Consider the following 13863-nt stretch of genomic DNA (forward strand, 5'->3'; position numbering starts at 1 on the left):
TAAAAGGATAGATATGAAGATTTTAGTAAATAATTTTATGAAAAGTGAGACATCATCGGGAATTATTCTTATCTTTGTAACTATCTTTGCCTTGGTTTTAAGAAACTCTTTTCTTTCTGAATATTACTACAGCTTTTTACATGTCCCTATTCATTTCTCGGTTAATGATTTAGTTATAGATAAGCCACTTTATTTGTGGATAAATGATGGTTTGATGGCTCTATTTTTTTTAGTTGTTGGGTTAGAAATTAAAAGGGAGTTACTACAAGGACATCTCTCCTCTTGGTCTAAAATATCTCTTCCTGCTTTTGCCGCTCTTGGTGGGATGCTTTGTCCTGCTTTAATATACTTTTTTTTTAATCAAAATGATTCTAATGCATTAAATGGGTGGGCAATACCCACAGCTACTGATATTGCATTTTCTCTTGGGATATTATCACTACTTGGAAAAAGAGTGCCTGTTTCTTTAAAAATATTTTTAATGGCTTTAGCAATTATTGATGATATTGGTGCAATTGTAATCATAGCTTTATTTTATACCTCAAATTTATCAGTTGAAGTTTTATATGTATCTTTATTTATAATTTTTGTTTTATTTGTGATGAATCGTATGGGTATTGCAACTATTTCTTTATATTTTATTGTTGGAATTATATTATGGGTTACTGTTTTAAAATCAGGAGTTCATGCAACATTAGCAGGGATTATCTTAGCTTTTGCTATTCCTCTTAAAACAAAAATTGATGATAAAGTAAATTCTCCTGTTAGACATATGGAACACAATTTACATAATTGGGTTGCTTTTTTCATTTTACCTTTATTTGCTTTTGTAAATGCAGGTGTAGATTTAAGGGAAATTGATTTTACAAAAATGACTCATGGTGTTCCTCTTGGTATTATGTTGGGACTTTTTTTTGGGAAACAATTAGGTGTTTTTATTTTTAGTTTTGTAGCTGTAAAACTAAAACTTGCACATATTCCAAAGTGTACAAGTTGGCTTCAAATCTATGGAATAGCAGTTTTAACAGGTATTGGATTTACTATGAGTTTGTTTATTGACTCATTAGCCTTTGCAGATGATACAAGATATTTTTACACTGATAGACTAGCAATTTTAATTGGTTCACTTTTTTCTGGCATTTTAGGTTATTTAATTTTACGATTTGCAAAATCAAAAAAAGCTTGCAGTGCATAATTTATGGAAGAGTTATAAAACCATTTTTAATTTTAATCTTTCCAGTTAGTTCATACTCATATACTAAAGAATCATATTTTATAATTGCTTCTTCATAAGCTGGGTTCTTTTTACAATACTCTAAAAAGGAATCTTCCTTTTCTTCTTTTAAAGGAGTTTTTGCATATTGTTCTACAAACTCATCTATATCATAGATAACTTTTGCCAAACCATTTTTTGCTAATAGAGTTGTTCCTTGACTTTCATTTATTCTATGGGGTAACACAAAAATCTCTTTACCCATTTTCAAAGCATATTCAACACTTCTTAGACTTCCACTGTTTAAATCAGCCTGTGTTACTATTAAAATATCACCCAAGGCAACAACTATCTCATTTCTAAGCACAAAGCTGTATCTTGTAGATTTAAAGTCTTCATCAAAAGAACTAAGTATTAAACCTTGTTGTTCTATCTCTTCTATGAGCTTTTTGTTTATTGCAGGATATCTATGATTTAATCCACAAGGACTTACTAAAATAGTATTATTTGTTCCTGCAGCTTTATGGGATATGGCATCAACTCCAATTGCTCCACCACTTACTATACAATTTCCTGCGAAGGAGAGTTTTGATGCTAATTGATGTGTTGCAAATTGTGTATAGTTTAATGCTCTTCTCGTGCCTACAATGGATATCTTTGGTTTTTTTAATAGTTTAATATTACCTTTATAAAACAATTTTTTTATAGGTTTTTTTAAGTTTCGTAATTCAGGTATTTCAAAATCAATAGTAGAAATCATTTTACTCCCAAAAAAAAGTAGGTTTAAAATTATATATTAATTTCCTTTAAATTACATAATTACTATTTTTTTATATTATTCTCAAGTCTTTTTGTGTAATAAGAAATGGGGTAAGTAAGTAACAAATAACCTATAGCTAAAGGGATATAGCTTTCAAATGTTGAATAAGTGTACGCATTTACTTCTTGTGCATTCATAGTAAACTCGCTTATAGAGATAATAGAAAGAAGAGATGAGTCTTTTATTATAGAAGCAAATTGTCCTGTTAGTGCGGGTATCATTCTCGTAAATGCTTGGGGGAAGATAATATATCTATACATTTGGTAATTAGTCATTCCTAAACTAATACTTGTTTCATATTGTGCAATATCAATTGACTCAATTGCTCCTCTTATTATTTCACATACATAAGCTCCTGCAAATAATGCTAAAATAAAGATTCCAACAATATATCTATTTTCAAAACCTAAATTATTTGCAAATACATAAAAAAAGATTAGAATCTGAACTAAAAGAGGAGTTCCTCTTATGATTTCAATGTAAAATCTAGAGAAAAATCGTAGCATTAAAAGTCTTGAGTTTTGTGCATATGTAAAAAAAAGACCTATTGCAAAGCTTAATATAAGAGCAAAAAAAGATATTATTATGGTCATAATAAAACCATCAATAAATTTTTGTTTATATTCGAAAACACTATCCCAATTAAAAGTGTAAGAGACATTTTTAAACATGAAATAAAATATTATGACAATGAAAACTATAAGAAGAACTAGATTAAAAAGATAAATTAATGGATTTAATTTTTTCTTTCTTTTATAACCTAGTTCATGTATAAATAAATCTTTTAGTTTAATAATAATTTCCTAAAAAAAGAATGGAATATTTAATTTATCAAAAGTCTTTTTTGCATCACTTAAATATTTATCTGCAAGATTGTCAAAAGTACCATCTTCCTTTGCTTTTTTAATAAATGCATCTACATCAGATTTTAAAGGACTTCCTTTTTTTAGCGCAACTCCCCAATACTCAAAATCTTTTTGAAAAGGTTGTAATAAAGGAACAGTTGTATTCATATTCTTTGCATAGTTTTTATAAATAGTTAATTGGTCATAAATAAAACCATCTGCTTTACCTTGAACAACTTCAAGTACACAAGCGGCCTCTTTATCAAATACTAGAACTTGTGCATTTTGTAGATTATCTTTTGCATAAATATGTCCTGTAGAACCTTTTTTAACTGCTATAGTTTTTCCTTTTTCATTTAAATCATCAATTGATTTAATACCAGAATCTTTATTTGCCAAAATTGCTAAAGATGATTGTGCATAAGGAATAGAAAAATCAATTGATTTTTTTCTTTCATCTGTAATTGTCATTGAAGAGATTATTAAGTCGATTTTCCCAGTTTTCAATGAAGGTATTAATCCATCCCATGCAATGTTTTCAATAATAACATCTCTTCCAAGATATTTACCTAATGCTTTTGCAAAGTCAACAGAAACACCAGAAGGATTTCCCTCTTTATCGCTCATTTCAAAAGGAGGATAAGCTAATTCCATACCAACTTTTAAAACTTTTTTTTCACTTTTTTGTTCTTTTTCATTTTCTCCACAGCCTGCTAAAATAAATACAAGTAATGATGATAATAGTACATATATAAGTTTTTTCATATGATTACCTTTTAAGTTTTAATATATTATCTCTATAAATAACTTATTTTATGATTAGATATTGTTTTAATAAGCTTATGCTAGTTATTACTTTATAGACAAATAATTATTTTTAAATATAAATTAAGAGAAAGTGTATATAATTCGACATATTTTATTAAAAGAAAAAAATTATTATCTGGAGGATATATGTTTAAAAATATGACTATTTCAAAAAAACTTTATTCAGGTTTTTTATTTATGATAGCAATTATTATCATTATAACTATAATTGGCATTTTCAAAGTGAATTTTATTGATAATACTTTGAATCAAATTGTAGAAGTAAATTCTGTAAAACAAAGATATGCCATAAACTTTAGGGGAAGTGTTCATGATAGAGCAATAGCAATTAGAGATTTGGTATTAGCAAAAAATAAAGATGATGAATTATTTAAAACATCACATGCCAATATAAAAAGATTGCAAGCTTATTATATAGAATCAGCAAAACCATTAAAAAAGATATTTGATGAAGGTTTAAATGTAGATGACAAAGAGAAAGAGATTTTGAAAAAGATAAACGAAACAGAAGCCAAAACTCTTCCTATAATATCAAAAATTATTGAATTAAAAAGTAATAATAAAAATGAAGAAGCAAAAGATTTATTGATTACACAAGCAAAAGGCAATTTAAGAATTTGGTTAAATGAAATAAATGAGTTTATAGATTATGAAGAGAATAAAAATCAAATTGCAACACCAAAAGCTAGAGCAGTCGCAAGTAGTTTCTCATATGTGATGATTTCTGTATTAATTGTCTCTTTGATAATTGGAGTATTAATAGCCTTTTTAATATCTAATCAAATTGTTAAATCAGTAAATAAAGTTAGAATTGGGCTTCAAGACTTTTTTGATTTTTTAAATAAAAAAACTACTAATTCATCAACGATAGATTTAGATAGCAAAGATGAATTTGGGCAAATGGCACAAACTATCAATACAAATATTCACCTAATAGAAGTATCAATTAAAGAAGATGAAGAGTTTGTAAAAGATATTGCAAGATTTGCAAAAGAGATTGGTGATGGTAATCTTGTAGCTAAAATAAATAAAAATACTCAGACAAAATCATTGATAGAATTAAAAGAGATTTTAACTAATATGCAAAATGACTTAGACAAAACAATTGCAAAAAATATTCCTATGCTTTTAGATGTTTTAGAGAGTTTTAAAAATCATGATTTTAGAGCAAAATTTCCAGATGCATATTCAAAAGTCTCTATTGCAATAAATAAATTAGGTGAAGTTATTTCAACTTTATTAAATCAATCATTAAGTGTAGGAAAAACATTAGAAAGTTCTTCAGCATCTTTAATTCAAAATGTTAATGATTTAAATATAAGTTCTAACGAAGCAGCAGCTTCACTAGAAGAAACAGCAGCAGCTCTTGAACAGATAACAGGAACAGTTAAAAGTAATTCAAATAATGTTATACAAATGTCTAATTATGCAAAAGAAGTTAACACTTCAGCAAAAGAAGGGCAAAAATTAGCAAAAAATACAAGTTCTGCTATGACAGAAATATCTGAACAAGTAAATACTATAAATGAATCAATAGGAGTAATTGATCAAATAGCATTTCAAACAAATATTTTAAGCCTAAATGCAGCAGTTGAAGCTGCAACAGCAGGAGAAGCAGGGAAGGGGTTTGCAGTAGTTGCGCAAGAAGTAAGAAATTTAGCAAATAGAAGTGCAGAAGCAGCTAAAGAGATAAAAAATATAGTTGAATTGGCAACATCAAAAGCAAATTATGGAAAGTCTATAAGTGATAAAATGAGTATAGGATATGAAGAATTATTACTAAATATTGGAAAAACAACTGACACCATTCAAGATATTGCAAAAGCTTCAAAAGAACAAGAACAAGGTATCTTGCAAATAAATGACGCAGTTAATTTATTGGATAAACAAACGCAAAAGAATGCAAGTATTGCAGCGCAGACTAAAAGTATTGCATTAAAGACTGATTCAATAGCAAAAGATATGGTTTCAGATTTAAGCAATAAAAAGTTTTAAGAAGTAGGATTATTTCCTATTTCTTTTAATATACTCATTTAAACATAAATATAATAATCAAAAAATAATAATTCACTTAAATCTTTAAAACTATTGATAGTACAATTAAAGTACCATTTAAAAGGAGATATTTTGAGAAAGATTATTTTTAACATTGGATTATTATGTATTATTACTTTTTTTACTGGTTGTTATAATAGTTTAGAGAATACTACTATTTCATCCATGAATAAAAAAATCGAAAATACAAACCAACCATATGAATTTGTAAAGTACAAAGAGACTAATAGTGCAAGATACTATTCTAACACAAAAATAAGAGGTGAAAAGGCTAAAAGTATAGTTCAATCAGAAGTATTATTTAATGATATTATGAGAAATATTTACCTTAAGTGCGATTATACAGAGTTTGATTTAGTTGAGAAAAGGGTAGTGTTTCATAAAATTCCTTATTTTTTTGAAGTATGGATTTTTACAGACCAAAAATCTAAAACAAAAGATAAAACTACAGCTTTAGGAATTAGCATGAACCAATTGCCAAATGGCAATGGAGTTGATTTTTCTATAATTGGTAATTGTCCTGCTATCCCAAAGAGTTTTGTATTTACAAAATAGGAAAAAATATTTAGTGAACGGGTAATTTATTTATATATACTAAATCTAAATCTTTTAGTAAATATTTAGATTTTTTTAATACTTCCATTGTGATAGGATATGGATGCCCAATTGCTATTGCAGAACCTGTTTTTTTAGCTATTCTTATAGCTTTTTTTAGTTGATTTTGAATATAGTTAAAGTCTTTGTTATTATCCAAAAATATATTTCTAGCAATATAAGGTACTCCAAACTCTTTACTTACTTCTTTAACTACACTATGAGCAGTTGTTCTACTATCTATAAATTGGAAATTATATTTTTTAAGGGCTTTTATTAAATATTCCATTGATGTTTTATCAGAAGTAAAAACACTTCCTGTATGATTATTTGTATATTTTATTTTTGGATACCATTTTCTAATTTGTGCAACTCTTTTTTCAATTTTTTCATAAGAATCTCCCACTTTTAATGTATTGTCTTCTTCAAATCTAATACTATTCTTTCCTGCTTGTAGGGGAAAATGAACTAGAGCAAACGGTAAATTTCGTGCAATACGAGCAGAGTTTTTATGGCCTTTTGTTGGAGGCATTAAAGATATATTAACAATATATCCAATATCTTTAATATGATTTATTTGGGATTGAAGTGTAACATCATCAATCACAATAGAGAGTTTTGGTTTATTAGAAGTTTTAGTTATTATTTTTTCTTTTTTATTTTCAACTTCTTTATGCATTTTCCCATCTTCTAAGGCTGGTAGAAGTGGTTTTCCTTGTGCATTTTGTTTTTCTAAGGTTTGTTTATTTTCTGGGAAAACTTTTTGTTCTATTGATTGTATTTCTTCATTTTTTTCTTTTAAATTAGGTTCTTTTTTTTGAGAATCTATTGGATGAATGTATTCATTTTCAAACTCTTTATTGTACTCTTCAAATTTATCGGCTTTGGTATCTTTAGAAGTTTTATTATACTCTTCAATAATATTATCAATATTATTTTCTTTTGCATGCTTTATTTTTTCTTTTTGTATTTTTGTTGATTCATTTATTTTATCATTATGATTTTTTAAAAGAATAAAATATGCTGCTAAGGTTATAAGTAAAGAAGATAGTAATAATGCTAAAAACTTATTTACAGTAGAAATTTTATAGGTTTTTTTACTAGGTTTTTTACGTCTTTGAGGTTTTCTTTTCGCCATTAAGTTAGAATATCAAAGTAAGGTATTAAACCTTACTTTAAAATTAGTTTTTATTTAAGTCTACGATTTTGCTTGAAGAAATCCAAGGCATCATTTTTCTTAATTTATTACCAGTTTGCTCAATTAAAGAAGCTTTTGCATTAGCTCTTTCAGCATTCATTCTTGGGTATCCAGCTTGACCTTCTAAGATGAAATCTTTTGCAAATCTACCATCTTGAATCTCTTTTAAGATTTCTTTCATTGCTGCTTTACTTTCAGCATTGATAACTCTTTTTCCAGATACATAATCACCGTATTCAGCAGTATTAGAAATAGAATATCTCATATCAGAAATTCCACCCTCATACATTAAGTCAACGATTAATTTTAACTCATGTAAACATTCAAAATATGCCATTTCTGGTTCATATCCAGCTTCAGTTAAAGTTTCAAATCCAGCTTGAACTAAAGACACAGCTCCACCACATAATACAGCTTGCTCTCCAAAAAGGTCAGTTTCTGTTTCATCTTTAAATGTAGTTTCAATAATACCAGTTCTTCCACCACCAATAGCTGATGCGTAAGCTAGTGCTACTTCTTTTGTATCTCCACTTGGATTAGTTTCAACAGCAATAAGGTCAGGAATTCCTCCACCTTTTGTGAATTCATTTCTAACTGTATGACCTGGAGCTTTAGGAGCAATCATCATTACATTTGTTTTTGCATCAGGAATAATTCTTCCATAATGAATATTAAAACCATGTCCAAATGCTAAATAAGCACCATCTTTAAGGTTTGGTTTAATTTCTGAATAATAAATTTCAGATTGATTTTCATCTGGTAATAAAATCATTACAACATCAGCACCAGTTGTTGCTTCTGCAACTGTTTTTACAACAAAACCTTTTGCTTCTGCTTTAGCCCAAGAACTCCCACCTTTTCTTAGTCCAATAACAACTTCAACTCCAGAATCTCTTAAGTTCTCAGCGTGAGCATGCCCTTGTGATCCAAAACCTATCATTGCTACTTTTTTTGATTTGATTAGTTCTATATTACAATCTTTATCATAGTAAACATTTATTGCCATTAAATAATCCTTTAAAATAATTTTTGAGGATTATATCAAAAGTAACCTAAATGTAAATAAAAGAGTTATATAATGTATACTTAAATAAAAGAAAATTAGGATAAGTTTTGATTCAAACTATTTTTAGAAAAGTTATATCTGGCAGTGAAGATTTTGCAGAAAATGAAAAAGAGTATTTAGTGCCATTTATAAAAGATGATATTGTAAGTTATGAAGATGGCATTTATAAACTTAATTCAAAGTATAGAGTGGGAATTGTAAAAATAAAAAATAAATTTGCTTTTTTGAGTGACTTGGATAATGAGCACAAAAATTTAAAACTGGATATAGATGATTTGAAAGGTGCTTATAATAATGACTTAATTTTGGTAAAAAGAGTATTTAATCCAAGATCTTCATTTAAAGCAAAAGTTGAAAAAGTATTATATACCCATGCAACTTCACTATTAGTTTATGTAAATGAAGGTGAAGTATTTAGTGTAAAAGAGGGAATAAAGTTAGAACTTAAAATAGATTTTAGCTCTTTTACAAATGGAAATATTTATGTGATAAATAGTAAAACATTTGAAATAGAAAAAGATGTTGGAAATATACAAGATCCAAAAGTTGATCAATTTATTTCACTGTTTTTATATGATGAACTTATAAGATTAGAAAAGCATTTAGATGTTGATGCAAAGATGAATGATACAAATGAAAGAGTTGATTTAACAGCTTTGCCATTTACAACTATAGATCCTGCAAGTGCAAAAGACCATGATGATGCTATTTATTTTGATGTAAAAGAAAATACACTTTATGTGGCTATTGCTGATGTTTCATACTTCGTAAAAGAGAATAGCGAACTTGATAAACAAGCCTTACAAAAATCAACTTCTATTTATCTTCCAAATAAAGTTTTACCTATGCTTCCTCCAAGTTTAAGTGAAGAGATGTGTTCACTTAAAGAGAATGTTGACAGATATTCTTATGTTTTTAAAATATATTTAGACAAAGATTATGAAATAATCAAATCAGAACTTTTTGAAGCCATTATTAAATCACATAAGAAATTCTCTTATGGAAGGATTGATAGGGTAATAGAAGGACACTTGGATAAATATAGCGAAACAGAAAAAGAGATTTTTGATTATTTGATTCCTTTGTATGATATTACTAAAAAAATTAGAGCAAAAAGATTACAAAAAGGTTATGATTTTATAAGTAAAGAGTATAGACAAAAATTAAATCACAATTTAGAATTAGAAGGAATCTCTGTAGAAGAATCAACGGCCTCTCACCAACTAATAGAAGAGTGTATGTTAATGGCCAATATTGAAGCAAGTAAAAAACTAAGCAATGTGGGAATTTTTAGAATTCATGAAGAACCATCTTTTCAATCTTTATCAAAACTAGTTGATGAGGTAAATTTACTTGGAATAAAAGCAGAAGTAAAATCATCTGTTCATGAGACAATTACTGATATTCAAGCAAGAGCAAAAAATAGTGTTTTGATAGAAGAGATAAATGATTTGATAATAAAGTCCCAATCACAAGCAAAATATTCATCTAAAAACTTAGGTCACTTTGGTTTGGGCTTTGATTCTTATTCACACTTTACAAGTCCTATTAGAAGATATTCAGATTTAGTTCTTCATCGAATGTTAAAAACTAAAAAAGCACCTGCAATTATTGATGATATATGTGAACACATATCTGCAAATGAGAGAAAAGTAGATCAACTTGTTTGGGATTATGAAGATAGAAAATATGCTAGATGGGCAAAAAATCATATTGGAGAAGAGTTCAAAGCTCAAATAGTAGATATAGAAAGAGGAATTGCTAAATTTTATAAAGATATGCCAGGACTTAGAATTCATCTAGATAACTACAGAGGTGAAAAACTTTTTCTTAAAATAAAAATAACAATAAAATCAAGTGATTTGATTAGTAAAAATATAGTTGGAACAATAAAAAATGTATAAAAATGAGTTTGATGGATTGTTAAGAGCAAATAAAGAATTCTCTGCATATATGTTTTATGGGCAAAGTGATTATTTAGTAGAAAAGTATGCAAATCTTGTAGCAACAGGTGTTTCAGCTGGAGAAGAGATAGAAAAAGTCTATTTTGATGATTTTGATTTTAAATATGTAAAAAATAAACTTTTACAATCATCTCTTTTTGCAAGTAGAAATATCTTGCTTATAAAATTAAATAAAAAATTAAATAAAAATGAGACTACAGAATTAATAGAGGCTTGTAATATAAATAAAGATTCAAAAGTGATATTTGCTTGTATGGGAGATGGTGATTTTAAAACAATGGGTGGATATTTTACAAGTAAAAATAATAGTGTAAGTGTAAGAATGTTTACTCCATATCCAGGAGAAGCTATTCAAATACTTGAAAGTGAAGCTAGAGCATTAGGTTTGAAGTATGAAGTATCTGCATTAAACCATTTGTATTTTATGCACAGAAATGATTTAAATTTGAGTGTAAACGATTTAAAGAAATTATCTATATTAAACGAAGAATCTATCTCTTCAAAACTTGTAGAGCTACACTGTTTTGGAATAGGGTCTGTTTCTTTAGAAGATTTTTTGTTTAATTTATTAAGTGGACAATTAATAAAAAGAGATTTGCACTTTTTACTTGAAGAGGGAATGAATGAAATAAATTTATTAACTCAAATTGGAGCTTTTTTACATCAACTTTTTATGATAAGTTCATATTCAAGGACAATTGGAACTCCAAATGCAAAAGAGATACTAGGATATATTCCTCCACAAAATATTTGGGAAAAGAAGACAAAACTAGCCATAAAAATAAAACCAGAACTCTTTTTAGAGTTGTTTAATTTCTTAAATGATTTGGAATTAGATTTAAAAAGTTCAAAAATTCCAGACCATAATGCATATATTCAAGCAAGTCTAAGAAAATTTTCAGACAAACTTAGATAAAATCTCAGACTTTACAAAAACCTTGCTGATATTTTTAATAATACCGGCGAAAACTAAAAGGAGAATGAATGTCAAGAATAAAACATTATGAAACAATGTTTATTGTAAAGCCTACAATGACTGAAGAAGAAACTGTAGCACAGATTGAGTTGGTGAAAGCTAACATTGAGAAAAATGGTGGAGAAATTGTATCTTTTGATGATATGGGAACTAGACAACTAGCTTACGAAATTGAAAAACATAAAAGAGGTCATTACTATGTAATGTACTTTAAAGCACCAACAACTTCTATCTTAGAATTAGAAAGAAATTATAGAATTAATGAAAACATCATCAGATTTATTTTCATTAAATATGAGAGTAAAAAAGAAGTTACTGCTTGGACAAAACTAAGTGATGAAGCAGCTAAAAAGTCTGCTTAAGGCATAATTTTATAAAAGGAGCCGTAAATGTATAATAAAGTAGTTATGATAGGAAATCTTACACGAGATATTGAATTGAGATATTTACCAAGTGGTGCAGCAATAGCAAAAGGTGCAATTGCAACATCTTATAATTATAAGACTAGTACTGGTGAAAAGAAAGATGAAGTTTGTTTTTTAGATTTCAATATTTTCAATAGAAGTGCTGAGGTTGCCAATCAATATTTACGAAAAGGCTCTAAAGTATTATTAGAAGGAAGACTTGTTTTTGAGCAATGGACTGCACAAGATGGAACTAACAGAAGTAGACACTCTTTAAGAGTTGATAATATGAAAATGTTAGATTCAAAATCTGATTCACAAAATGGTGCTAATACTGGGTATGAAGGTGAGTATTCTCAACCACAAACTCAACAACCATCTAGTAATCAGTATAATCAACCGCAACAACCAGCTCAAAACAACTATGCTCAAGGTGGTATTAAAACTACAACTGAAAATAGTAGTTATAAAATACCAGAAATCGATATAGACGAAGACGAAATACCGTTCTAGAAAGAGGATAATAAAATGGCTGAGAGAAGAAAATACGGAAAAAAATATTGTAAATATACTGAGATGAAAATTGATTTCATTGATTATAAAAACACTGAAATTTTAAAAATTTCTATGAGTGAAAGAGGTAAAATCATGCCTAGAAGACTTACAGGAAATTCTAAAAGAGCTCAAGAGATGGTAGAATTAGCAATCAAAAGAGCAAGACATATGGCATTAGTTCCATATATCGTTGATACTAAAAACCTTACAGATGCTGCATACGCAAGATAAGTTTTAGTTATTACTTTAAAAAAGGAAAGAAGATTATCTTCTTTCCTTTTTTTATGCCTAAAAATCTATATAAAACTAAATTTTGTTTTTAACAATATCTTAATGAAACCCACTGTACAATTCTTAAATATAGATAAAAGGATTGAATATGAAAATAGATTCTTATGAAGTAAATTTACAAGCAAATAGTAGCTTTGTTCAAAAATACGAAAAAAATACAAACGCTAGTTCTTTTACAAAAACAGAAAATCCAGATGAGAATAAAGATTTGTCAGTAAATATTGACCCTAAAAAACTGGTCTTTAGTAGTGAATCAGACTTATCAGTTGTAGATACAATTAAAAAAAGAATAATAGAACAATTACTCAATCATTTGTTTCAGGGGAATCAAAAAATCAATTTATATCCAAATGATTCTTCAAGTAAAGCTCAAGTGCCAGATAATCCTTACACTACAGGTAATAATCAAGAATGGGGTTTTTCATATGAAAGCACAGAAGAATATTATGAAAAAACAACTATAGATTTTAGTTCCCAAGCTACTATTAAAACATCAAATGGTGAGTTTAAAATAAATCTTAGTCTTTCTTATTCAAATGAGTTTTATAGAAGAAATGAAACCAAGATAAATGCCTATGGAAAAGGGGATAACCCATTTTCTATTGATATGAAAAAAGATGGGAGAGATACAAGTGAAGTGCCAAGAGATATGGGCTTTGAATTTGATGTAAATAAAGATAAAAATAATAGTGATATATCAAAATTACAGAATAATGCAAGCTATTTAGCAATAGATAAAAATGGAAATAATAAAGTTGATGATGGGAATGAGCTTTTTGGTGTAAACACAAATGATGGCTTCAAAGAATTAAGTAAATATGATGAAGATGGAAATGGTTGGATTGATGAAAATGATTCTGTTTTCAATGACTTAAGAGTTTGGGAAAAGAAAGCAAATGGTGAAAGCTCACTAGTAACTTTGGCTGATTCTGGAATTGGAGCAATTTACTTAGCAAATGTATCTTCAGTAAATGGAGGACAAAGTTCAATGTTTTTGAAAGAAAATGGTGAAGCGGGAGTTATTAGTAGTGTAGATTATAGGGTTTAGAAGAAG

At 27.8% G+C, this 13863-nt stretch carries 13 protein-coding genes and 1 pseudogene; 9 read left to right on the plus strand and 5 right to left on the minus strand.

Annotated features, from left to right (window positions below):
• Positions 1–13: 13 nt before the first annotated feature.
• Positions 14–1195, plus strand: coding sequence for a Na+/H+ antiporter NhaA (nhaA, locus tag CRU95_RS02165; RefSeq protein WP_129099512.1), 1182 nt, complete (start codon positions 14–16; stop codon positions 1193–1195).
• 1 nt (position 1196) lies between these two features.
• Here the strand turns inward: nhaA and CRU95_RS02170 are convergent, their stop codons facing one another.
• The 3 genes from CRU95_RS02170 to CRU95_RS02180 form a co-directional block, all read right to left on the minus strand.
• Positions 1197–1973, minus strand: a complete 777-nt coding sequence (locus CRU95_RS02170; protein ID WP_129099513.1) for a DNA-processing protein DprA — start codon at positions 1971–1973, stop codon at positions 1197–1199.
• A 62-nt stretch (positions 1974–2035) separates the two neighbouring features.
• Entirely contained in the window at positions 2036–2704 is a 669-nt protein-coding gene (locus CRU95_RS02175; protein ID WP_258238603.1) for an amino acid ABC transporter permease, read from the minus strand.
• Between the two features lie 132 nt (positions 2705–2836).
• The gene (locus CRU95_RS02180) at positions 2837–3643 is read right to left on the minus strand and encodes a transporter substrate-binding domain-containing protein (RefSeq protein WP_129099515.1); all 807 of its coding nucleotides are present in this window, start codon (positions 3641–3643) and stop codon (positions 2837–2839) included.
• A gap of 189 nt (positions 3644–3832) precedes the next feature.
• Here CRU95_RS02180 and CRU95_RS02185 point away from each other — a divergent pair, with 189 nt between their 5' ends.
• Positions 3833–5701: a methyl-accepting chemotaxis protein gene (locus tag CRU95_RS02185; RefSeq protein WP_129099516.1), complete on the plus strand. Its 1869-nt coding sequence runs from the start codon at positions 3833–3835 to the stop codon at positions 5699–5701.
• 132 nt (positions 5702–5833) lie between these two features.
• On the plus strand, positions 5834–6316 hold the full coding sequence (locus CRU95_RS02190; RefSeq protein ID WP_129099517.1) for a hypothetical protein: 483 nt from the start codon (positions 5834–5836) through the stop codon (positions 6314–6316).
• Positions 6317–6326: 10 nt separating this feature from the next.
• Here CRU95_RS02190 and CRU95_RS02195 read toward each other — a convergent pair whose 3' ends face one another.
• Together CRU95_RS02195 and ilvC are read right to left on the minus strand one after the other, a co-directional pair.
• Positions 6327–7493 (minus strand): divergent polysaccharide deacetylase family protein, encoded by a 1167-nt coding sequence (locus CRU95_RS02195; protein ID WP_258238604.1) that lies wholly within the window; start codon positions 7491–7493, stop codon positions 6327–6329.
• Positions 7494–7536: 43 nt separating this feature from the next.
• On the minus strand, positions 7537–8559 hold the full coding sequence (gene ilvC / locus CRU95_RS02200; protein WP_129099518.1) for a ketol-acid reductoisomerase: 1023 nt from the start codon (positions 8557–8559) through the stop codon (positions 7537–7539).
• 107 nt (positions 8560–8666) lie between these two features.
• On the opposite strand from ilvC, the gene CRU95_RS02205 reads away from it, so the two are divergent.
• The 6 genes and pseudogenes from CRU95_RS02205 (at position 8667) to CRU95_RS02230 (ending at position 13857) form a co-directional block, all read left to right on the plus strand.
• A complete protein-coding gene (locus tag CRU95_RS02205) occupies positions 8667–10523 on the plus strand; it encodes an RNB domain-containing ribonuclease (protein WP_129099519.1) in 1857 nt (618 codons plus the stop codon).
• The gene (gene holA, locus CRU95_RS02210) at positions 10516–11499 is read left to right on the plus strand and encodes a DNA polymerase III subunit delta (protein ID WP_129099520.1); all 984 of its coding nucleotides are present in this window, start codon (positions 10516–10518) and stop codon (positions 11497–11499) included. Before CRU95_RS02205 ends, holA begins: the two co-directional genes overlap by 8 nt.
• A 77-nt stretch (positions 11500–11576) precedes the next feature.
• A pseudogene (gene rpsF / locus CRU95_RS02215) lies at positions 11577–11912 on the plus strand (30S ribosomal protein S6); the annotation flags it as partial.
• 36 nt (positions 11913–11948) lie between these two features.
• Positions 11949–12476: a single-stranded DNA-binding protein gene (locus CRU95_RS02220; RefSeq protein WP_129099522.1), complete on the plus strand. Its 528-nt coding sequence runs from the start codon at positions 11949–11951 to the stop codon at positions 12474–12476.
• 15 nt (positions 12477–12491) lie between these two features.
• On the plus strand, positions 12492–12749 hold the full coding sequence (gene rpsR / locus CRU95_RS02225; protein ID WP_013136624.1) for a 30S ribosomal protein S18: 258 nt from the start codon (positions 12492–12494) through the stop codon (positions 12747–12749).
• Positions 12750–12897: 148 nt separating this feature from the next.
• Positions 12898–13857, plus strand: a complete 960-nt coding sequence (locus CRU95_RS02230) for a hypothetical protein (protein WP_129099523.1) — start codon at positions 12898–12900, stop codon at positions 13855–13857.
• Positions 13858–13863 lie beyond the last annotated feature (6 nt).

Origin of the sequence: Arcobacter sp. F2176 (genome assembly GCF_004116465.1) — a bacterium.
GTDB lineage: Bacteria > Campylobacterota > Campylobacteria > Campylobacterales > Arcobacteraceae > Arcobacter > Arcobacter siniprincipis.